Source organism: Sphingomonas naphthae, assembly GCF_028607085.1.
GTDB lineage: Bacteria > Pseudomonadota > Alphaproteobacteria > Sphingomonadales > Sphingomonadaceae > Sphingomonas_Q > Sphingomonas_Q naphthae.
In genome coordinates, this window is record NZ_CP117411.1 from 472943 (window position 1) to 495379 (window position 22437).

The window sequence follows — 22437 nt, forward strand, 5'->3', positions numbered from 1 at the left end:
GCGAAACGGTCGGCGAGTGATGCCAGAACGTCCGCGGGCCGCCTTATAGGCGCCTCGCGCGGCGATTGGCAGATGGCCGGCAAATAAAGAGGAGGGCGCTTATCTTGGCCGACCATCGCGACGATCCCGAGACCGGAACCCTGCCGACCTTGGCCGATCTTCAGCACTGGACCGGGCTGATGGGCCAGGCGCAGCAGAAATTGATGGAATATGCCGCCGAGGCCGCCGCCAAGATGCCGGCCGGCGCGCCCAAGGTGGGGGTCGATACCGATCGCCTGTTCGATCAGGGCAAGGATTTCTGGGCCGACAGCCTGACGCTCTGGCAGCGTTTCTTCATGCCCGGCATGGAGGGGGGCGACAGCGCGCTGAGCGAGGCCGCCAGCCGCGACCGGCGCTTTTCGGCGCCGCAATGGGGCGAGCATCCCTTGTTCGACCTGATCCGCCAGAGCTACCTTCTGATGTGCGAGCATATGTTCAAGGGGCTCGACGCGATCGAGGGGCTGGAGCCGCGCCAGAAGCAGCAGATGCGCTTCGCCATGCAGACCCTGGCCGACGCGCTCAGCCCGTCCAATTTCCCGGCGACCAACCCCTTGGTGCTAGAGCGCATCTTCGAGACGCGCGGCGACAATCTCATCAAGGGGATCGAGCGGATGACCGCCGATCTCACGCGCGGCCAGTTGACCCATACCGATCCGGACGCGTTCGAGGTGGGGCGCAACATCGCGATGACGCCGGGCAAGGTGGTGTATGAGGCGCCGCTGTTCCAGCTGATCCAATATGCGCCGACCACGGCCAGGGTGCAGGCCACGCCGCTGGTGATCTTCCCGCCGTGGATCAACCGTTTCTACATCCTCGATCTCAACCCCAGGAACAGCTTCGTCCGCTGGGCGGTGGAGCAGGGGCTCACAGTGTTCATGGTCTCGTGGAAATCGGCCGACGCCTCGATCGCCGATGTCGAGGCGGATGCCTATGCGCTGGCCCAGATCGACGCGATCGAGCGGGCGTGCGAGGCGGTGGGCACGCCCTCGGCCCATGCGATCGGCTATTGCGTGGCGGGCACGACGCTGGCGATGACGCTCTCCTACCTCGCCGCCAGGGGCGAGGCGGCCAAGGTGGCGAGCGCCACTTTCTTCACGGCGCAGGTGGATTTCGCCGACGCGGGCGATCTGCTGCTGTTCGTGGACGATCGGCAGATCGACATGCTCGGGCAGATGTCGGCCGAGAAGGGCTTCCTCGACGGGCGCTATATGGCGGCGACCTTCAATCTGCTGCGCGGGCGCGACCTGATCTGGTCCTATGTGGTCAACAATTACCTGCTGGGGCAGGATTATCCGGTGTTCGACCTGCTCCACTGGAATGGCGACACGACCAACCTGCCGGCGGGCTGGCATCGCCGCTATCTGAGCGATTTCTACCGCGACAATCTGCTGGTGCAGCCGGGCGCGCTCAGCGTGGCGGGGGTGCCGATCGATCTCACCCGGATCGAGACGCCGGCCTATGTGCAGGCGGGGCGCGAGGACCATATCGCCCCGGCCGCGAGCGTCTGGAAGATGACCGAGCATCTGCGCGGGCCGCTGCGGTTCGTGCTGGCCGGTTCGGGCCATATCGCGGGCGTGGTGAATCCACCGGCGGCCGGCAAATATCAATATTGGACCCACGACGGCACCGCCGATTCGCTCGAGGATTTCATCGCCGGGGCCAGCGAGACCAAGGGGAGCTGGTGGCCCGACTGGCTGGCATGGATCAGCGAGAAATCGGGTGGTGATGTGCCCGCCAAGGGCGGCAGAATCCCCGGAAAAGGGCCGCTGAAAGCGATCGAGGACGCGCCCGGCCGCTATGTGCGGGAACGCTGATTTATCGAATGATCCGAACCGGATGTAACATTTTGTGCGGTGCACAAAAAACGCGCTTGAATTTTTTCCGTTCCCTTATATTTGTGCAGTGCAATAACTGAACAAATGTGAGGGACAGGCGCGTGGCGGATAGCAATATCATTCAGCCCGCACGGCGGCGTGGACGCCCCCCGAAAATAAAGCCGGCGGACGCCGTCCCCGTTGCGGTGAAAGCGGCCCCGGCCGCTGCCAAGGCCGTGGCGGAAAAGACGGCGACCAAGGCGACCGAGGCGGTGAAGCCCGTCGCGGAAACGGTTGCCAAGGCGGCACCCGTGGCCGCCAAGGCCCCCGTCGTGGCCGCGAAAGCCGCCACCAAGGCGGTCGAGGCCGGCGCCGACACCGTGAAGAAGACGAACGACGCGGTCGCCGATGCGGCCGTATCGAGCGTGAAGGCAGCGGCGAAAGCCGCCGAGACGACCAGTTCGACCGTGACTGACGCAACGACCAAGGCGGTCGCGGCTGCGGAGACGGCAAAGGCGGAGGCGCAGCCGCCCGTAACCGCGCCCATCGTTACGTCACCCGTAGAAACCCCCGCCGCGGCCGAAGCGGCAGACCGACTGAAAGGATTGTTCCCCATGGCTACCGCCCCCGCTTTCTTCACCGAATTCAACGATCGCGCCAAGACCGCTTTCGAGAAGTCCTCCAAGGTCGGCGAAGAGCTGGTCGAATTCAGCAAGGGCAATGTCGAGGCGCTCGTCGCCTCCGCCCGCGTCGCCGCCAAGGGCTCCGAGGCACTCGCCCAGGAAGCCGCCGAATATGGCAAGAAGAGCTTCGAGACCGCGACCACCGCGTTCAAGGGCTTCGCCGCCGTGAAGTCGCCGACCGAGCTGTTCCAGCTGCAGAGCGATTACGCCAAGACCTCGTTCGACAGCGCCGTGGCCGAAGCCTCGAAGCTGTCCGAGGGCATGCTCAAGCTGATGGGCGACATGTTCCAGCCGCTGTCGAGCCGTTATGCGGTCGCGACCGAGAAGTTCAAGGCGACCGCGCTCTGATCTTCTGAACGGCCAACCGTTCGACGAGACGGCCGCTCCGGCAACGGGGCGGCCGTTTTCGTCTGGAGGTCCGCTATTCCTCCCCGGCACGGGGAGGGGGGACCATGCGCGGCATGGTGGAGGGGGCTCTCCACGGGCGCCAGGCTTCGGGGAAATCCCCCTCCGTCAGCGCTTGCGCGCCGCCACCGCCACGTACCGGGAAGGACGCGGCGAAAATCCCGCCATTCGGCATTGACGCTGCGGTGCAGCAAGCCCACCTGCGCCCCATGCACGTCAGTATCGATTCGAAACTCGCGCCCGTCTCGCCGACGGTCTTCTCGCCGGGCATCGTCCATCTCGCGCTGGCGATGGGCGGGTTCGCGATCGGGACGACGGAGTTCGCGACGATGAGCCTGCTGCCCGATTTCGCGGCCGGGCTCGGCATCGATGCGCCCACCGCCGGCCATGTCATTTCGGCCTATGCGCTGGGCGTGGTGGTCGGCGCGCCGCTGTTGGCGGTGATGGGCGCGCGGCTGTCGCGGCGGTTCCTGCTGATCCTGCTGATGGGGCTGTTCGCGATCGGCAATGCGCTGAGCGCGGTCGCGCCGACCTATGGCTGGATGCTGGCCTTCCGCTTCCTGAGTGGCCTGCCGCACGGCGCCTATTTCGGGATCGCCGCGCTGGTGGCGGCCTCGCTGGTGCCGCCCGAGCGGCGGGCGCGGGCCGTGGGGCGGATCATGCTCGGGTTAACCACCGCAACGATCGTGGGCGTGCCGCTGGCCAACTGGCTGGGGCAGGTGGCCGGCTGGCGCTGGGGCTTCGGCGTGGTCGCGGTGCTGGCGCTGGTGACGGTGGCGCTGATCCTGCTTTTCGTGCCGCGCGACCGGCCCGATGCCGCCGCCAGCCCGCTGCGCGAGCTGAAGGCGCTCGCCAATGGCCAGATCTGGATGACCCTGGCGATCGGCGCGATCGGCTTCGGCGGATTGTTCTGCGTCTACACCTATGTCGCCTCGACCCTGCTGGAGGTGACGCGCGTGTCGGCGGCGATGATCCCGATCGTGCTGGCGGTGTTCGGCATCGGCATGACGGTGGGCAGCATCGTCGTGCCGCGCTTCGCCGATCGCGCGCTGATGCGCACGGCGTGCCTGCTGCTGATCTGGACCGCCGTGGCGCTCGCGCTCTACCCGATCGCGACCGGGCATTTGTGGTCGATCCTGCTGTCGGTGTTCGCGGTCGGCACGGGCGTCTCGCTCGGCACCGTCCTCCAGACCCGGCTGATGGACGTGGCGGGCGACGCGCAGGGCCTGGCCGCCGCGCTCAACCATTCGGCGTTCAACTTCGCCAACGCCTTCGGCCCGTGGGTCGGCGGGCTCGCCATCGCGGCCGGCTGGGGCTGGGCCTCGACCGGCTATGTCGGCAGCGCGCTGGCGCTGGGCGGGCTGGCGGTATGCGGGCTGACGGTCTTTCTGGAGCGGCGCCGGCCCGCCTGACCGCGTCTTACGCCTCGGCCGGCTTCGGCGCGCCGAGATGCTGGAGGAAATCGGGCTTGCCCAGCGGCACGCCCGCCGCGCGCAGGATCGCGTAGGCGGTCGTGACGTGGAAGTAGAAATTCGGCAGCGCGAAACCCGTCAGATAAGCCGCGCCGGCGAAGCTGTAGCCCATGCCGTTGGGGAATTTCAGCACCACTTCCCGCGTTTCGCTGCCGGCGAACAGCGCCGGATCGACTCCCTCGATGAAGGCGATCGTCGCGTCGCAGCGGGCGCGGAGGTCGGCGAAGCTGGTCTCGGTATCGGGCATCGCCGGGGCGGTAAGCCCGGTCAGGCGGGCGATGCCGTTCTTCGCCGTATCCGACGCCATCTGATATTGCGCGGTCAGCGGCCGCATGTCGGGGGCGAGGCGGGTGTCCGCCAGCACCGCCTCGTCACCGGCCTCCGCCGCCTTGTCGAGCCACGCACGCATGTTGCGGAGCGAGGCGGTGAACAGCGGGACCGATGCGTCGTACATGCCGAAAACCATGGATATTCCTCTCGTGAATGGCGCCCGTCTTGCACCCCGATGGCGCCCGGCGCCAGCCCGCGTCGGGGATCGTTCGCAATCGGCCAGCGGATCGCCCCTTGCCCGCGCGGCAAGGCTTGCCATATTCTGCCCTGATCCATTTGGGAGACTCGTTCGCGCATGTCCTTCGCCGCCACCCCCCTGCGCGTCACCGCCGCCCGAAAGGATGCGGACGATGGCGGCACCGGCCTCGGCGTCGCGACCAAGACGCGGAGCAAGACCAAGCAGCCCCAGCCCTACAAGGTGCTGATGCTGAACGACGATTACACGCCGATGGAATTCGTCGTCGAATGTCTCCAGCGATTCTTCCGCATGAGCCTGGAGGATGCGACGCGGGTGATGCTCCACGTCCACCAGAAGGGCGTCGGCGTGTGCGGCGTCTTTTCCTATGAGGTCGCCGAGACCAAGGTGAACCAGGTGACGGATTTCGCCCGGACGCACCAGCATCCGCTGCAATGCACGATGGAGAAGGCCTGAGCGCCCTTCGCTGTCATTCGTCATTGCAAGCGTAGCGAAGCAATCCAGTTGCGACGGTGATGTGTGGTCGAGAGGCTGGATTGCTTCGCTGCGCTCGCAATGACGAATGAGGGGCGGCCTGCCCTACTTCCGCCGGTCCACCAGCCACAGCGCCACGCACACCGCGATTCCCGCCGCGATGCCCGTCAGCAGGCCGATCGTCGCCTGGTGCATCCGGCCGCCGATGATCGCGCCGCCGATCGCGCCGATCGCGAGGAAGAAGCCGGCGCCGCGCGTGGGGGAGGTGGGGGGAGTGGCCATGCTGCGGCCCATGCCATTGCGGCGCGGCGGACACAACGCGGCAGATGGTGGAGCCGGCGCGGCGACATCCGCCGCTTGACGCTGGCGGCGCACGATCCGCCGGGCTAGGGCAGGGGTGATGACCCGGCCGGCTGCGCGTCACCTGCAATTTCTCGTGACGCTCGCCGTTGTGGCGATGCCGTGCGGGCGGGCGGGCGCGCAACCGGCGGCCCCGCCGCCACCGGTGGTCGCCCCCGCATCGCCGGCCGATCTGCCGCTGACCGACACGATCGACCCCGCTTCGCCGCTGGCGCCGATGCCCGATCTGGGCGTCGACTGGCCCGATCTGGAGGCGCCCGACGCCGCCATCCCGGCCGATGCCGCCGCCGCCCCCGACGATGCCGCGCGTGAGCGACGCTATCGCGTGGTGCTGGCCGGGATCGACGGGGTCGAGCCGGGCGTCCGCACCCTCTTCCATCAGGTTTCCGTGCTGAAGCAGGGCGAGGGCAAGCCCGCCAACAGCGCCCAGCTCCAGCGCCGCGCCGAGGAGGACGAGCGCGCGCTGCACGACATCCTGCAAGCGACCGGCCGCTACGACGCCACCGTCTCGACCGCGCTGGCCACCGCCGCCGACGGCAGCGCCACCGTCACGCTGACCGCCGAACCCGGCGAGCCCTATGATTTCACCAGCGTCAGCCTGCCCGGCATCGACGCGACCGGCGCGCAGGCCGAGGCGCTGACGGCGGCCTTCGCGGTGAAGCCGGGCGATCCGGTGGACGCGGCGCGGGTGAATGCCGGCATCGCCGCGTTGAAGGTGGCGCTCGGGCGCGAGGGCTATCCCTTCGGGAAGGTCGGCGAGCCCGACGTGACGGTCGATCGCGAGGCCCATGCGGCGACCCTGAGCCTGCCCGTCGAGGCCGGCGCGCGCGCCCGTTTCGGCCGGATCAAGCTGCGCGGGCGCGAGGTGTTTCCGGCCGACCATGTCGCCCGCATCGCCCGCTTCCGCCCCGGCGACGAATATGATGCCGCGCTGGTCGAGGATCTGCGCCGCGCGCTGGTGACGACCACGTTGGTCTCCTCGGTCGAGATCGTGCCGACCCCGTCGGAGACGCCGGGCCAAGTCGATCTGACCGTCACGCTCGCCCGCGCGCCGGTGCGCACCATCGCCGGGGAGCTGGGCTATTCCACCGGCGAGGGCGTGCGATCGGAGGTGAGCTGGCAGCATCGCAACCTCATCAAGCCCGAGGGCGCGGTCACCTTCCGGGGCGTTCTCGGCACGCGCGAGCAATTGCTGGGCGCGGTGCTGCGGCGGGGCAATTTCGGCGCGCGCGATCGGGTGCTGAACGCGCTCGTCAGCGCCAGCAATTCCAAGCTCAACGCCTATGAGGCCAAGACCTTCACGATCGCCGGATCGATCGAGCGCCAGACCAACATCATCTGGCAGAAGAAATGGACGTGGAGCTATGGCGCCGAACTGCTCGCGTCGGACGAGCGCGACAGCGATCTGGCGGGCAACAGCCGCCGCCGCACCTTCGCCATCGCCGCGCTGCCGACGAGTCTCGCCTATGACGGGTCGGATGATCTGCTCAATCCGATGCGCGGCTATCGCCTGTCGGGGCGGCTTTCCCCGGAAGCGTCGTTGCAGAACGGCACCTTCACCTATTTGAAGGGGCAGGTGGACGGCAGCGCCTATGTGCCGGTCACCGGCTTCACTTCGATCGCGGGCCGGGTGCGGCTGGGGTCGATCTTCGGCGCCTCGCGCGATCGCATCGCCCCCTCGCGGCGCTTCTACGCGGGCGGCGGCGGATCGGTGCGCGGGTTCAGCTATCAGGCGATCGGGCCGGAGGATGCGTTCGGCGATCCGGTCGGCGGGCGCAGTCTCGCGGAATTTTCGCTGGAGGCGCGGGTGCGCTTCGGCGACTTCGGGGTGGTGCCCTTCCTCGACGCGGGCAATCTCTACACGACGACCTATCCGAAATTCACCGGGCTGCGCTACGGCGCGGGCCTGGGCGTGCGCTATTACAGCAGCTTCGGGCCGATCCGCGTGGACGTCGGCACCCCGCTCGGCCGGCGGCCGGGGGAGAGCCGGGTCGCGGTCTATGTGTCGCTGGGCCAGGCTTTCTGATGGCGCGGCGGGTGGTGAAGTGGATCGGGATCGGGCTGGCGGCGATCGTGCTGATCCTCGGCCTCGCCCTGCTCGCGGTCGATACCGGCCCCGGCCACCGCCTCATCACCGATCGCATCGCGGCGCTGCGCATCCCCTCGGGGCTGCAAATCCGCATCGGCCGGATCGACGGTTCGATCTGGCGCCGCGCGACCCTGCGCGACGTGCGGCTGTACGACACGCACGGGCTCTTCCTGGAGGCGCCGCAGATCGAGCTGGACTGGCGGCCTTGGGCGTGGAGCGACAACCGCCTCCAGATCGAGCGGCTGACCTCCGATCTGGTGACCGTCGCGCGCGTGCCGGCGCTGCGCTCGACCGGCCAGCCGATGACCCTGCCGGGCTTCGACATCCATATCGGCCGGCTGGCGGTGAAAACGCTGCGCCTCGGCCCGGCCATCGCCGGCAAGCCCACGGTGGCGTCGATCGACGGCCGCGCCGACCTGCGCGATCGCCGCGCGCTGATCGATCTGGCGGTATCGAGCCGGCTGGGCGATCGCGCGCAGGTCCATCTCGACGCCGCGCCCGACGACGATAGATTCGAGCTGACCGCGCGGATCGCGGCGCCGCAGGGCGGGGCGATCGGCGCGGTCGGCGGCCTGAAGCGCGGCCTCGCCCTCGCCATCGACGGCAAGGGGGGCTGGACCCGCTGGGACGGCACCGCCCGCGCCAGCCTCGACGGGCGGCGGATGGCGGATATCGCGCTCGGCGTGCGCGACGGGCGGGCGACGATGCGCGGCAGCCTCTCGGCGGAGGCCTTCGCGCCCGGCAAGCTGCGCCGCCTCGCCAGCCCCGGCATCCGCATCGCGGGCGATGCAACCTTCGCCGATCGCCGGCTACAGGGCGGCATCCGCTTCGACACGCCCGAATTGCGGCTGACGGCGGGCGGCACGCTCGACTTCGCCGAGGGCGCCTTCCGCGCCTTCCGCATCGACGCCTTCCTCCTCCAGCCGCGCGCCTTGTTCCCCAACATGACCGGTCGCGACATCCGCCTGACCACCACGCTCGACGGCGCCTTTGCCACCGCCGCCTTCCGTTACGGGCTGATCGCGCCGCGCGTGGCGTTCGATAACACCGGCTTCGATGGCGTGCGCGCCGAGGGGGCGGGGCAATTCTCGCCCTCGCCGGTGAAAGTGCCGATCCGCCTCACCGCGCGGCGGGTAACCGGGGTGGGTGACGTGGCGGGCGGCATCCTCGCCAATCTGCGCGTGCAGGGCGTGCTGGCGGTGACGGCCAAGACGCTCACCGGCGACGGGCTGTTGTTTGATTCGGACAAGTTGAAGGGCAAGCTCGGCCTGTCGCTCGATCTCGTCACCGGCAGCTATGCGGTCAGCGTCTCGGGCAGCATCGGCCATTATCTCATCCCCGGCCTCGGGCTGGTCGATGTGAAGAGCGATCTCAAGGTGTCTCCCGGCCCCGGCGGGCGCGGCACGATCGTGGCGGGCAAGGGCTATGCCTGGGTTCGCCGGCTCGACAACGCCTTCTTCCGCTCGCTGGCGGGCGGGCTGCCGCGCCTCGTCACCGATCTGCGCCGCACGCCCGATGGGGTGATGCATTTCAGCAATCTGGTGCTGACCGCACCCGCCATCCGCATCGCCGGCACGGGCCTGCGCCGGGTGGACGGCACGTTCCAGTTCAAGGGGCGGGGGACGCAGCGGCAATATGGCGCCTTCACCCTTGGGCTGGATGGCGACATCGCCAAGCCGAAGGTCGATCTGCTGCTCGATGCGCCGCTCGATGCGCTGGGGCTGGCGGCGGTGCGCGCCACGCTCGATCCGATCGCGGAGGGCTTCGCCTATCGCGCGGCCGGGCAATCGACGCTCGGCGCCTTCACCTCGGACGGCCGCATCCTGATGCCGCCCGCCGCGCCCACGGTGATCGACATCGCCCGGCTCGACGTATCGGGAACGACCGCGCGCGGGCGGCTGCGTTCCGATCCGCAGGGCTTCACGGGCGAACTGGCGGTGGCCGGCGGCGGCATCGACGGCACGATCGCCTTCGCGCCCGCCGGGGGCGATCAGGATACCAGCCAGCGCATCACGCCCCGCCTCGCCTTCCAGGGGGCGACCCTTGCGATGGACGTGCCGGTGCGGGTGCGGCGCGGGCGGGTCGATCTGGAGGTGGTGACCGATCCGGCCGGCGCCTCGATCGAAGGCCGTGTGCTCGGCATCGGCGTACGGCGCGGAACGCTCGGGATCGGGCGGGCGGCGTTGACGCTCCAGCTCAAGAACGGCATCGGCAAGATCAGCGGGCGCATTGCCGGCTCGCGCGGCCGCGCCTTCGTGCTGAATGGCGCGGCGGATCTCGGCGCGGACAGCGTGACCCTTACCGGCGGCGGCACGATCGATCGCCAGCCGATCCAGCTGAGCGAGCCCGCCCGCCTGACCCGCGACGGGGACGGCTGGCGGCTGGCCACCACGCGGATGACCTTTGCCGGAGGGTCGGCCGCGCTGTCCGGGCGGTTCGGCGGCGGGCCGGTCGAACTCGCCGGCAATCTCGATCGGATGCCGCTGTCGGTCCTTGACGTGGCGGTGCCCAATCTCGGCCTCGGCGGCTACGCCACCGGCCGCTTCGCTTATGCCTCGCCGGGGGTGGGGGCGACGCCGACGGGCAGCGCCAACCTCACGATCCGGGGCCTGACCCGATCGGGGCTGGTGATGTCCTCCGCGCCGATCGATCTCGGCCTCGTCGGCAAGCTCGACGGGGCGGGCCTCGCGGGGCGGGCGGTGGCGGCGACGGGCGGCAAGACGGTCGGCCGCGCCCAGTTCCGCGCGGCGCCGCTGGCCGGTGGCGCCACCATCGCCGATCGCCTCAACGCCGCGCCCCTGTTCGCCCAGCTGCGCTACAACGGCCCGGCCGACATCCTCTGGCGGCTGACGGGCGTGGAGACGATCGACCTGACCGGCCCGGTCGCGATCGGCGCCGACGTGGGCGGCACGCTCGCCAACCCGCTGATCCGGGGCATCGTGCGCTCCAACGCGGCAAGGCTGGAGAGCGCCGTCTCGGGCACGGTCGTGCAGAAGGCCACGATCGCCGGCCGCTTCGATGGCGCGCGGCTGATCCTCGATCGGGTCGCGGGCGAGACGTCGGGCGGCGGCACCGTCGCCGGCACGGGCAGCTTCGGCTTCTCCTCCGAACGCGGCTTCACGATGGACATGAAGCTCGACGCCAAGGCCGCGCAATTGCTCAACCGCGACGATATCGGCGCCACGATCACCGGCCCGCTGCGCCTGACGCTCGATCCCTCGGGCGGCACGATCGCGGGCGACGTGACGCTCGACAAGAGCCGCTTCCGCCTCGGCCGCGCCGTCGCCGCCGAAATCCCGCGCCTTAAGGTCAACGAGATCAACCGCCCCGTCAGCGACATGGACGAGGAGGCGCCGCCCGCCCCGTGGAAGCTCGACCTGAAGGCCCGCGCGCGCAACCGGCTGGCCGTAACGGGGCTCGGCCTCGACAGCGAGTGGCGCGCCGATCTCACCATCGGCGGCACGATAGACAATCCCGCGATCGGCGGCCGGGCGGATCTGATGCGCGGCGGATACGAATTCGCCGGGCGCCGCTTCGATCTCGATCGCGGCCTGATCCGCTTCACCGGAGAGGCGCCGCCCGATCCGCTGCTGGATATCGTCGCCAAGGCCAATATCTCGGGCCTGTCCGCCACGATCCGCGTCACCGGCACAGGCCTGAAACCGCTCATCAATTTCGAGAGCGTCCCCGCTTTGCCCGAGGACGAACTGCTGTCGCGCCTGCTGTTCGGCACCTCTATCACCAACCTGTCCGCGCCCGAGGCATTGCAGCTGGCGGCGGCGGTGGCCTCCCTGCGCGACAGCGGCGGCGGCGGGCTGGGGCTCGACCCGATCAACGCGATCCGCCGCGCGACCGGCCTCGATCGCCTCCGCATCCTGCCGGCCGACGTGACGACGGGGCAGGGCACATCGGTGGCGGCGGGCAAATATATCGGCCGGCGCACCTATGTGGAGCTGATCAGCGACGGCGCGGGCTATTCGGCCACGCGGGTCGAGTTCCAGATCACGCGGTGGCTCTCGATCCTGTCGACCGTCTCCACCATCGGTCGCCAGAGCGCCAACGTGCGGGTATCACGCGATTATTGAGGGGCGTGGCTTCGGGGATTATGCCGTTTGCATATACGGTCAAATGCGTCAGCTAACTGGTGGTTAGCTGCCATCTCCATTTCGCCCTACGAGCCATTCTCGCAGCAGTCTTGCAGCGTAAAATCCAGCAATCGCACCTAGGCTTGGCCAAAGAGGGCCGAAGACAAAATCGAGACCGCTAGTGGAACGAAGATTCTCGGGGTGAGCTTCCTGCCAGAGGCGAACATAGACGATCATGGCGATCGGAACGACTAACAGTGCAATGCAACCGAACCGCTGGCGGGCAATAACGAAGCCGCAGATCAGCCCGATGATGCCTCCGCAAATGAGCAACATATTGATCGTCATAGCTAGACCCTAGCTGCGTTCTCAATGTCCGCAACTGGGGCGAAAGCGGCGATTCCGCCTGGCCGCGTTTGCACGATGCAACACCCATATTTTGCCCCTCCCGCTTGCGGGAGGGGAGAAGCGGGTCACAGCTGCGCTGGTGCCACATGGTGCGGGCGGAACAATTTGCCCCGCTCGGTCACCAGCACGATCCCCAGCGCCACCAGGCTGACCAGCACGAAGCCCATCGCCATCGGCTGGGTCGTCCCGTCGAAGCTCTGGCCGATCGCGGAGCCGATCATCGCCCCGCCCACCGTGGTGGTGAAGCCCTGGATCGACGAGGCGGTGCCCGCCAGATCGCCGACCGGCTCCATCGCCATCGAGCTGAAGTTCGATCCGATCAGGGTGAAGCAGGCCATCTGGAGGCCCATGAACAGGCCGAACACCCAGATCGTCTCGTTGCCCGATCGGCTGTGGAGCAGGTGGAGGACCGCCACGAGGATGAACATGCACAGGGCGCCATGGCTTACCTTGCGCGATCCGATCCGCTCGACGATGCGCGAATTGGTGAAGGCGCCCATGCCCATCATCGATGCGCCGGCCGCGAACACGATCGGCAGCATCTTGGGCTGGTGGAACACGTCCGAGAAGATCTGCTGGATCGAGCTGATATAGCCCACCAGCGAGCCGAAGATCACCGTCGAGCCGAGCGTGTAGCCGACCGACTGGCGCCGCGTCAGCACCGCGCCGAAGCCCGAGAGCAGCGCCGAGACCGAGATCGGCCGGCGATATTCGGGATGCAGCGTCTCGTTCAGCCGCAGCGCGCCCCACGTCGCGACGATCGCGCCGAACAGCCCCAGGAACACGAAGATGCCGGGCCACGGCACGACGAACACGATCAGCTGGCCGATCGACGGCGCCAGCACCGGCACCGCCAGGAACACCATCATCGACAGCGACATCACGCGCGCCATCTGCCGCCCGGAATAGCAATCGCGCACGATCGACACCGCCAGCACGCGCGATCCCGCGACGGCGATCCCCTCCAGGAAGCGCGCCGCCAGGAACATCGGGTAGCTGGTGGCGAAGGCGGCGACGAAGCTCATCACCGCGAAGCCCAGCATCGACCAGATCAGCACGGGCTTGCGCCCATAGCGATCGGCGAGCGGCCCATAGACGATCTGCGCCCCGCCGAAGCCGAGCATGAAGATCGTGATGACCCACTGGCGATCATTCTCGCTGGCGACGCCGAGCGAGCGGCCGATATCGGGCAGCGCCACCAGCATGCTGTCGATCGCCAGCGCGCTGGCCGCCATCAGGGCGGCGATGAGGCCGACGAATTCGCGGAAGCGCAGCCCCGGATCGGGCGCCCGGCCGATCCTCTCGGGGGATTGGTTCATGTTCTTGAGTCTTTCCGATGCCGTGGGGCCTATGCCGCTTATGCCGCGATGCAGCAAGGGGAGGTGCATCCGGCGGCTGATATCGACATACGGAACGTGCTCCGGCGCAGGCCGGAGCCCAGGGTGGCCCGGGGCGCGCTGCGTGACCCTGGGCTCCGGCCTGCGCCGGAGCATGGGAGGGTTAAATTTCCGCTGTCCTACAGGCTGGCGTTCGTGCCAGCACATGACCGGGAGTCGATCGCCGTAACGGCGGTCGCGGTGGCGGAAATCCGGGGCTGTAGGATGCGAACTTCGTGAACTTCCAGCGCCGGGGAGCCCGCTAGGCGATGGGCGCCCTGCTGTTGCGCCGGCTGCTGACGGCGATCCCGACCCTCGCGATCGTCATCATCCTGTCCTTCCTGCTGATGCGGGTGGCGCCGGGTGGGCCGTTCGATGGCGAGCGGGCGCTCGATCCGGCCACGCGCGCCGCGCTGATGCAGGCCTACGGGCTCGATCGGCCGTTAAGCGAGCAGATCGGGCGCTATCTGTGGCGGCTGGCGCAGGGCGATTTCGGGCCGTCGCTCGTCTATCGCGATTTCACCGTGACCGATCTGGTCAGGCAGGGCCTGCCGGTGTCGCTCACCCTCGGCGGGCTGGCGCTGTTGCTGGCGGCGGTGCTGGGGATCGGCGCCGGGCTCTACGCCGCCGCCCGCGCGGGCTCGCTCGCCGATCGCGCGCTGATGACGACGGCCACGGTGCTGACAGTGCTGCCCACCTTCGTCACCGGGCCGGCGCTCGCCTTGCTGTTCGGGCTGCGCGCCGGGTGGCTGCCGGTGTCGGGCTGGGGCGGGCCGGCCCATCTCGTGCTGCCGGTCGTCGCGCTGGCGCTGCCGGTGGCGGGGGCGGTCGGCAAGCTCACGCGCGCGGGCCTCGCGACGGCCTTGTCGCAGGATCATGTCCGCACCGCCCGCGCGATGGGGCTGGCGCCGGTGCGCGTCCTCCTCACCCACGCGCTGCGCCCCGCGCTGGTGCCGGTGGCGAGCTATCTCGGCCCCGCCGCCGCCGGGCTGCTGACCGGCGCGGTCGTGATCGAGACGGTGTTCGCGCTGCCGGGGCTCGGCCGCTATTTCGTGCAGGGCGCGCTCAACCGGGATTACCCGCTCGTGCTGGGGGTGGTGATCCTCTACGCGGGCCTCATCATCCTGTTCAACCTGATCGCGGACCTGCTCTACGGCTGGCTCGATCCGAGGACGCGGGGATGAAAGCCGCGCTGATCCTCCTCGGCCTGATCGTGGCGGCCGCCCTGCTCGGGCCGCTGGTCGTGCCCTTCGCCTACGATTCGATCGACTGGGATGCGATCCGCGCCGGCCCGCTGACCCACGGCCACCTGCTCGGCACCGATTTCGTCGGGCGCGACCTGCTCGCCCGCGCGATGGTCGGCACGCGCATCACCTTGGCCGTGGCGCTGGCCGCCGCGCTGGTGGCGCTCGTCATCGGCGTGGCGTGGGGCGCGGTGGCGGGCTGGATCGGCGGGCGGGTGGACGAGGCGATGATGCGGGTGGTGGACGCGGCCTATGCGCTGCCCTTCATGTTCGTCGTGATCCTGCTGATGGTGGTGTTCGGGCGATCGATCCTGCTCGTGTTCCTCGGCATCGGCGCGGTCGAGTGGCTGACGATGGCGCGGATCGTGCGCGGGCAGGTGATGGGGCTGAAGCAGCGCCCGTTCGTGCTGGCCGCCGAAGCCGCCGGCGCGCCCCCGGCGACGATCGTGGCGCGCCACATCCTCCCCAACCTCGCCGGCATCGCGCTGGCCTATCTGCTGCTGACAGTGCCGCAGGTGGTGATGATCGAGAGTTTCCTCTCCTTCCTCGGCCTCGGCGTGCAGGAGCCGCTGACGTCGCTGGGCATCCTCGTGAAGGATGGAGCGGACGATATGGACGTGGCGGTGGCGCCCTTGCTGGTGCCGGGCGGCATCCTCATCGCGATCCTGCTCTGCCTGACGATCGCGGGCGAGCGGCTGCGGGACCGGCTGGCGTGACGGTCTATGCGGTCGAGGGGCTCGGCGTGGCGGCCGGCGGGCGTGGCATCGTCGAGGGCGTGTCCTTCACGATCGGGCGCGGCGAGTGCGTCGCGCTGGCGGGCGCCTCGGGATCGGGCAAGAGCCAGACATGCCTCGCCCCCTTCGGCCTCTCCCCTTTGGTCGCCACCGGATCGGCGCGGCTGGCGGGCGCGGAGTTGATCGGCCGGCCGGAGCGCGAACTGCGCCGGCTGCGTGGCGCGAACGTCGGCTTCATCTTCCAGCAACCGCTGACCGCGCTCACCCCGCACCTGACCGTCGGCCGCCAGCTTTCCGGCGCCTGGGTGCGGGCGGGGGCGGCCGCGCCGTCGCGGGGCGAGATGGTCGCCGCGCTGGAGCGGGTCGGGATCGATCGCGCCGCCGAGCGTCTCGACCAATATCCCCATCGGCTGTCGGGCGGGCAGCGCCAGCGGGTGATGATCGCCATGGCCATCGCCGCGCGGCCGAAGCTGCTGGTGGCGGACGAACCGACCACCGCGCTCGATGCCGCGATCCGCGCCGATATCCTGTCCCTGATCGATCGGCTGCGCGCCGAGGAGGGGCTGGGCGTACTCCTCGTCAGCCACGATCTGCCCGCGATCGCCGCCCACGCCGATCGCGTGCTGGTGATGAACGAGGGGCGGGTGGTGGAGCAGGGGGCGTCGTCCGCGATCCTCGCCGCGCCCGCCGATCCCTACACGCGGGCGCTGATCGCGGCGGTGCCGGCGCTGGATGGCCCGGCGCCCGATCTGCCGGCGGTCGGCGCGCCCCTGCTTGTGGCCGAGGGGATCGGCGTGGCCTTCGCCCGGCCCGGCTGGCGGCGCGGTACGGTCGCGGCGGTGGCGGAGGCCGGGCTGACGGTCGCAGGCGGCGAGGGTCTGGCGATCGTCGGCGGATCGGGATCGGGCAAGTCGACCCTCGCCCGCGCCATCGCCCGGCTCGGCCCCTGCGATGTCGGCACGGTGGCGTGGGAGGGCGCGGTATGGCCGCCGCGCGGGCGCTTCCCGCGCGATGCCCGCCGGCTGATCCAACCGGTGTTTCAGGACCCCGTCGCCAGCCTCGATCCGCAGTGGACGGTGGCCGATATCGTCGCCGAACCGCTCCGCCACCTCGCCCCCGGCACCGATCCCGCGCCGAAGGTGGCGGCGATGCTGGCGGAGGTGGGGCTCGACCCCGATTTCGCCGCGCGCCGCCCCGCGACACTGTCGGGCGGGCAGGCGCAGCGGGTCGCCATCGCCCGCGCGCTGGTGGTCGAGCCCCGGCTGCTGCTGCTCGACGAGGCGACCTCGGCGCTCGATGTGCTGGTCGGCGGGCGCATCCTTGCCCTGCTGGCGCGCTTGCAGCGCGAGCGAGGGCTGGCCCTGCTCGTCATCACCCACGATCTCGGCGTGGCGCGGGCGCTCTGTCACCGGACGGCGGTGATCGAGGCTGGGCGGATCGTGGAGGAAGGGCCGACCGACGCGCTGATCGCGGCGCCACGGCACCCGGCGACCCGCCGGCTCGTTGAGGCGGGAATCGCTTCCCATAAGGTTTCCGCATGACCGACCCGCGCCTTCTCTGGTTCCGCCAGGACCTTCGCCTCGCCGATCAGGCCGCCGTTGCGGCCGCCGCCTCGGCGGGGCCGGTCGCGGCGGTCTATGTGCTGGACGATAAAGTCGCGGGCGATTGGGCGATCGGCGGCGCGCAACGCTGGTGGCTGCACCATAGCCTCGCGGCACTCGCCAAGGCGCTCGACAAACATGGGGTGCCGCTGATCCTGCGCCGGGGCGATGCCGTCGCCGAGGTGGCGAAGGTGGCCAGGGAGGTCGGCGCGGTCGAGGTCCATGCGCTCCACCATTACGAACCCTGGTGGCAGGCGGCCGAGGAAGCGCTGGCCGAGAAGGTCTTTCTCGTGCTGCATCAGGGCACCCGCCTGATCCCGCCCGATCAGGTGCGGACGGGCACCGGCGGCCGCTACCGCATGTTCACCGCCTTCTGGCGCGCGCTACGCCAGCAGATGCCGCCCGAGGCGCCTCGGCGGGCGCCGACGAAGATCGCGGGGGTCTCCAAGCCTGTCGCCAGCGACCGGCTGGCGGACTGGGATCTGCTGCCGACCATGCCCGATTGGTCGAAGGGCTTCGACGTGTGGACGCCCGGCGAGGCGGGCGCGAAACGGCGGCTCGATCGCTTCGTCGATCATGTCGAGGACTATGACGAGGCGCGCAACCTGCCCTCGATCGAGGGCACCTCGCGCTTCTCGCCCCACCTCCATTTCGGCGAGCTGTCGCCCGCGCAGGTGTGGCACCGGCTCGACGGCAAGGCGGGCGCCGAACCCTTCCTGCGCGAACTGGCGTGGCGCGACTTCACCGGTAACGTCATCGATATCCTGCCCGATTACGGCAAACGCAACGGGCGGGACGCCTATGGCGGTTTCCCGTGGCGGCGTGGGCAGACTGCCGATCGCGACTTCGCGGCGTGGACCAGGGGGCGGACGGGCTATCCGATCGTCGATGCCGGGATGCGCCAATTGTGGGCGACCGGCTGGATGCACAACCGGGTCCGCATGATCGCCGCTTCCTTCCTCATCAAGCATCTCCTGCTCGACTGGCGGCGCGGCGAACGCTGGTATTGGGATACGCTGGTGGATGCCGATTACGGGAACAATGCGGTCAACTGGCAGTGGGTCGCGGGGACGGGGATCGATTCCAATCCGTTCGGCCGGATCATGGCGCCGCTGTCGCAATCGGCGAAGTTCGATGCGGGCGGCTATATCCGGGCGTGGGTGCCGGAGCTGGCCGGGTTGAGCGACGGGGTGATCCACGATCCGCATGGGGCGGGGTGCGCGCCGAAGGAGTATCCGGCGCCATTGATCGGCCATGTCGAGGGCCGGGCGCGGGCGCTGGCGGCGAACGCGAAGATGCGCGGCTGAAGTTCCTCCCCTGCAAGGGGAGGGGGACCACCCGCAGGGTGAATGGAGGGGTATCGCGCCCTCGATGGCGTGACACCCCTCCGTCAGCCCTTACGGGCCGCCACCTCCCCTTACAGGGGAGGATCGATTGGGATATCATCCGCCCAAACAAAGGAGGGACATCATGGCAGCCTGGAGCAACGCACCCCGTTCGCACATCGTCATCTCGATCATCCTGATCCTGTGGGGGCTCGCGGGGTTGGCGTCCTTCGTCAACGAGATGCTGATGACGCCCGAGCGGCTGGCCGCTTTGCCGATCGCCCAGCAGGAGATGTGGACGTCGATGCCGGGCTGGCTGTGGTATGTGTTCGCGCTGGCGGTGGCGTCGGGCTTCGGCGGGGCGGTGGCGCTGCTGCTGCGGCGGCGGAGCGCGCTGCCGCTGTTCGTGCTGTCGCTCGCCGCGATCGTCGTGCAATTCGGCTATACGCTGTTCGTGATGGACGCGATCGGCAAGATGGGGCTGGTCGAGGCGGCGGCCTTCCCGGCGGTGATCTTCCTGATCGGCGTGTTCCAGGTCTATTATGCCCGCGCGGCCGCGAAGAAGGGGCTGCTCCGCTGAACCGGCGCGAGGCCCTCGGCGCGATGGCGCTCGGCGGGCTCGCCGTCGTGTCGAAGGCGGCTTCGCCCGCGCGCGACAAGGTGATGGTGATCGGCCATCGCGGCGCCTCCGCACTGCGCCCCGAACATACGCTGGCGTCCTACGCCAAGGCGATCGCCGACGGCGCCGACATGATCGAACCCGATCTGGTGGCGACGAAGGACGGCGCGTTGGTCGTCCGCCACGAGAATGAGATCGGCGGCACCACCGATGTCGCGGGGCACCCCGCGTTCGCCGGGCGCAAGCGGACCAAGCGGATCGACGGCACCGAGCTGACCGGCTGGTTCACCGAGGATTTCACCCTCGCCGAGCTGAAGACCCTGCGCGCCACCGAACGGCTCGGCGCGGTGCGGCCGGAAAGCCGGGGCTATGACGGCGCCTTCCAGATCGTCACTTTCGATGAAGTGCTCGATTTCGCCGCCGCCGAGAGCGCAGCGCGCGGGCGCGCGATCGGGGTGGTGCCCGAGCTGAAACATTCCACCTATTTCGCCGGCATCGGCCTGCCGCTGGAGGATCGCTTTTTGAAGGTTCTGGGCGCGCATCGCTATGCGGCGACCGCGCCGATCCTGATCCAGTCGTTCGAGGTGGCCAATCTGCGCTATCTGCGCGGGGTGATCGGCCGGCGGCCCAACATCCGCCTCGTCCAGCTGATCGAACGCGAGGACGGCCGCCCCGCCGACAGCGCCGCCAAGGGCGATGCGATGACCTACGGCGACATGCTGCAACCCGGCCGCCTCAGCAGCATCGCGGCCTATGCCGATATCCTCTCGCCGGGCACCCGATCGCTGATCCCGCTCCGGGCCGACGGCCGGCTCGGCGCGCCGACCCGCGTGGTGGAGGATGCCCATGCGGCGGGCTTGCAGGTCTGCCCCTACACTTTCCGCCCCGAAAACCGCTTCCTCGCCGCCGACTTCCGCTCCGACGCGGGCGAGAATGCGCGCAACCCGGCGGGCTCGATCGCCGAGATGCGGCGCTATCTCGCGCTTGGGCTCGACGCGCTGTTCACCGACGATCCGGCGCTTGGCCGCGCGGCGGTGGACGGCTAGGCAGCGGCCCATGGACGAGAAACAGGCGGAGGCGCGGCTGGCCGTGCTGGCGGCGGAGATCGCGCACCACAATCGGCTCTATCACGATCGGGACGAGCCCGAGATCAGCGACGCCGCCTATGACGCGCTCGTCCGCGAGAATACGGCGCTGGAGGCGGATTTCCCGCATCTGGTGCGCGCCGACAGCCCCTCGACACAGGTGGGGGCGGCCACCACCTCGCGGCTCGCCAAGGTGGCGCACGCGCGGGCGATGATGAGCCTCGACAATGCCTTCGCCGACGAGGAGGTGGCCGAATTCGTCGCCCGCGTGCGGCGTTTCCTGCTGCTGGACGAGGCGGAGCCGGTCGCGCTCACCGCCGAGCCCAAGATCGACGGCCTCTCCTGCTCGATCCGCTACGAGGGCGGCCGGCTGGTGCAGGCGCTGACCCGCGGCGACGGCCAGACCGGCGAGGACGTCACCCCCAACGTCCGCACCATCCGCGACGTGCCCGAGCAACTGACGGGCGACGTGCCGCCCGTGTTCGAGGTGCGCGGCGAGGTCTATATGGCCAAGGCCGATTTCGCGGCGCTCAACGCGCGGCAGGCCGAGCGCGGCGGCAAGATCTTCGCCAACCCGCGCAACGCCGCCGCCGGATCGCTGCGTCAGCTCGATCCGACGATCACCGAGGCGCGGCCGCTGCGCTTCCTGGCGCACGGCTGGGGCGAGGCGTCGGTGGTGCCGGCCGAGACGCAGCTGGGCGTGATGCAGGCGATCGGGGGGTGGGGCCTGCCCATCTCCGATCGCCTGATCCGCGTCGATACGATCGAGGCGGCGCTGGCGCATTATCGCGGCATCGAGGCGGCGCGGGCCGATCTGCCGTTCGATATCGATGGCGTCGTCTACAAGGTGGACCGGCTCGATTGGCAGCGGCGGCTGGGGCAGGTGGCGCGCGCGCCGCGCTGGGCGATCGCCCACAAATTCCCCGCCGAACGCGCGCAGACGACCCTGGAGCGGATCGACATCCAGGTCGGCCGCACCGGCAAGCTCACCCCCGTGGCGCGGCTGGAGCCGGTGACGGTGGGCGGCGTGGTCGTCTCCAACGCGACCCTGCACAATGCCGACGAGATCGGGCGCCTCGGCGTCCATCCCGGCGACCGGGTGGTGATCCAGCGCGCCGGCGACGTGATCCCCCAGATCGTCGAGAATCTCAGCCGCGAGGAGACGCGCGAGCCCTGGCCCTTCCCGCAGACATGCCCCGAATGTGGCTCCGCCGCCGAGCGCGAGCCGGGAGAGGTGGATTATCGTTGCACCGGCGGGCTGGTCTGCCCCGCGCAGCGGGTCGAGCGGCTCCGCCATTTCGTGTCGCGCCACGCGCTCGATATCGAGGGGCTCGGCCTCGTCCATATCGAGGCGTTCTTCCGCGACGGGCTCATCGCCAACCCGGCCGATATCTTCCGCCTGCACGAGAAGCGCGACCTGCTTCTGGGGCGCGAGCGCTGGGCCGAAACGTCGGTCGACAATCTGCTGAAGGCGATCGAGGAGAAGCGCAGCCCGCCGCTCGACCGGCTGCTGTTCGGCCTGGGCATCCGCCACGTCGGCGAGGTGACCGCGCGCGATCTCGCGCGGCGTTATGGAAGCTGGGAGGCGCTGGCCGCGATGCTGGGCGAGGCGGTCGCGGCGCGGGATGCCATGGTGCCGGCCGTGGGCGAGACCGACGAGAAATTCCTCGCCCGCACTGCCAAGGAGTTGGCCGCGATCGTCGCCACCCCCAATATTGGCGGCGAGGTGGCGCTGGCGCTGGTCGATTTCTTCGCCGAGGCGCACAATCGCGAGGTGCTGGATGATCTGACCGCGCAGGTCGCGATCCAGCCCGTCGTGTTCGAGACGCGCGAGAGCCCGGTTACCGGCAAGATTGTGGTGTTCACCGGCAAGCTGGAAACGATGAGCCGCGACGAGGCCAAGGCGCAAGCCGAGGCGCTGGGCGCCAAGACGGCGGGATCGGTCTCCAAGAAGACCGATCTGGTGGTGGCGGGGCCGGGCGCCGGATCGAAGCTGACGCAGGCGGCCGCGCTGGGGATCGAGGTGATCGACGAGGCGGGCTGGGCCAGACTGGTGGCCGAGGCGGGGTGACCCTGTCCTTCGCCTCCCCAGCGGTGC

17 protein-coding genes are annotated in these 22437 nt (G+C 69.7%); 13 read left to right on the forward strand and 4 right to left on the reverse strand.

Going from position 1 to position 22437, the window contains the following annotated elements; genetic code table 11:
• Positions 1-179 precede the first annotated feature (179 nt).
• The 3 genes from PQ455_RS02360 (at position 180) to PQ455_RS02370 (ending at position 4353) form a co-directional block, all read left to right on the forward strand.
• On the forward strand, positions 180-1853 hold the full coding sequence (locus PQ455_RS02360; RefSeq protein WP_273691195.1) for a PHA/PHB synthase family protein: 1674 nt from the start codon (positions 180-182) through the stop codon (positions 1851-1853).
• A gap of 206 nt (positions 1854-2059) precedes the next feature.
• Complete coding sequence (locus PQ455_RS02365) at positions 2060-2884, forward strand: phasin family protein (protein WP_273688854.1); 825 nt, start codon at positions 2060-2062, stop codon at positions 2882-2884.
• 266 nt (positions 2885-3150) lie between these two features.
• On the forward strand, positions 3151-4353 hold the full coding sequence (locus PQ455_RS02370) for an MFS transporter (protein ID WP_273688856.1): 1203 nt from the start codon (positions 3151-3153) through the stop codon (positions 4351-4353).
• Between the two features lie 7 nt (positions 4354-4360).
• Here PQ455_RS02370 and PQ455_RS02375 read toward each other — a convergent pair whose 3' ends face one another.
• Positions 4361-4867: a DUF1993 domain-containing protein gene (locus tag PQ455_RS02375; protein WP_273688858.1), complete on the reverse strand. Its 507-nt coding sequence runs from the start codon at positions 4865-4867 to the stop codon at positions 4361-4363.
• 171 nt (positions 4868-5038) lie between these two features.
• On the opposite strand from PQ455_RS02375, the gene clpS reads away from it, so the two are divergent.
• Positions 5039-5395, forward strand: coding sequence for an ATP-dependent Clp protease adapter ClpS (gene clpS / locus PQ455_RS02380; protein ID WP_273688860.1), 357 nt, complete (start codon positions 5039-5041; stop codon positions 5393-5395).
• A 123-nt stretch (positions 5396-5518) separates the two neighbouring features.
• On the opposite strand, the gene PQ455_RS02385 is transcribed toward clpS, so the two are convergent.
• Positions 5519-5695 carry a hypothetical protein gene (locus PQ455_RS02385; RefSeq protein ID WP_273688862.1) on the reverse strand — a complete coding sequence of 59 codons (177 nt, stop codon included), beginning with the start codon at positions 5693-5695 and terminating at the stop codon, positions 5519-5521.
• Between the two features lie 118 nt (positions 5696-5813).
• On the opposite strand from PQ455_RS02385, the gene PQ455_RS02390 reads away from it, so the two are divergent.
• Both PQ455_RS02390 and PQ455_RS02395 read left to right on the forward strand, forming a co-directional pair.
• Positions 5814-7799 carry an autotransporter assembly complex protein TamA gene (locus tag PQ455_RS02390; RefSeq protein WP_273688864.1) on the forward strand — a complete coding sequence of 662 codons (1986 nt, stop codon included), beginning with the start codon at positions 5814-5816 and terminating at the stop codon, positions 7797-7799.
• Positions 7799-11947 (forward strand): translocation/assembly module TamB domain-containing protein, encoded by a 4149-nt coding sequence (locus PQ455_RS02395; RefSeq protein ID WP_273688866.1) that lies wholly within the window; start codon positions 7799-7801, stop codon positions 11945-11947. Before PQ455_RS02390 ends, PQ455_RS02395 begins: the two co-directional genes overlap by 1 nt.
• Before the next feature lie 63 nt (positions 11948-12010).
• Here PQ455_RS02395 and PQ455_RS02400 read toward each other — a convergent pair whose 3' ends face one another.
• On the reverse strand, positions 12011-12295 hold the full coding sequence (locus tag PQ455_RS02400; RefSeq protein ID WP_273688868.1) for a hypothetical protein: 285 nt from the start codon (positions 12293-12295) through the stop codon (positions 12011-12013).
• Positions 12296-12420: 125 nt separating this feature from the next.
• The gene (locus tag PQ455_RS02405) at positions 12421-13674 is read right to left on the reverse strand and encodes a multidrug effflux MFS transporter (protein ID WP_273688871.1); all 1254 of its coding nucleotides are present in this window, start codon (positions 13672-13674) and stop codon (positions 12421-12423) included.
• Between the two features lie 326 nt (positions 13675-14000).
• On the opposite strand from PQ455_RS02405, the gene PQ455_RS02410 reads away from it, so the two are divergent.
• The 7 genes from PQ455_RS02410 (at position 14001) to ligA (ending at position 22410) form a co-directional block, all read left to right on the forward strand.
• On the forward strand, positions 14001-14915 hold the full coding sequence (locus tag PQ455_RS02410; RefSeq protein WP_273688873.1) for an ABC transporter permease: 915 nt from the start codon (positions 14001-14003) through the stop codon (positions 14913-14915).
• On the forward strand, positions 14912-15691 hold the full coding sequence (locus PQ455_RS02415) for an ABC transporter permease (RefSeq protein ID WP_273688874.1): 780 nt from the start codon (positions 14912-14914) through the stop codon (positions 15689-15691). Before PQ455_RS02410 ends, PQ455_RS02415 begins: the two co-directional genes overlap by 4 nt.
• Positions 15688-17250, forward strand: coding sequence for an ATP-binding cassette domain-containing protein (locus tag PQ455_RS02420; RefSeq protein WP_273688876.1), 1563 nt, complete (start codon positions 15688-15690; stop codon positions 17248-17250). The genes PQ455_RS02415 and PQ455_RS02420 overlap by 4 nt, the downstream gene beginning before the upstream one ends.
• Positions 17247-18617, forward strand: a complete 1371-nt coding sequence (locus PQ455_RS02425) for a cryptochrome/photolyase family protein (protein WP_273688878.1) — start codon at positions 17247-17249, stop codon at positions 18615-18617. Before PQ455_RS02420 ends, PQ455_RS02425 begins: the two co-directional genes overlap by 4 nt.
• Before the next feature lie 163 nt (positions 18618-18780).
• Positions 18781-19215, forward strand: coding sequence for a sugar transporter (locus tag PQ455_RS02430; protein WP_273688880.1), 435 nt, complete (start codon positions 18781-18783; stop codon positions 19213-19215).
• Between the two features lie 23 nt (positions 19216-19238).
• Complete coding sequence (locus PQ455_RS02435) at positions 19239-20300, forward strand: glycerophosphodiester phosphodiesterase (protein ID WP_273688882.1); 1062 nt, start codon at positions 19239-19241, stop codon at positions 20298-20300.
• A 10-nt stretch (positions 20301-20310) separates the two neighbouring features.
• Positions 20311-22410, forward strand: coding sequence for an NAD-dependent DNA ligase LigA (gene ligA / locus PQ455_RS02440; protein WP_273688884.1), 2100 nt, complete (start codon positions 20311-20313; stop codon positions 22408-22410).
• Positions 22411-22437 lie beyond the last annotated feature (27 nt).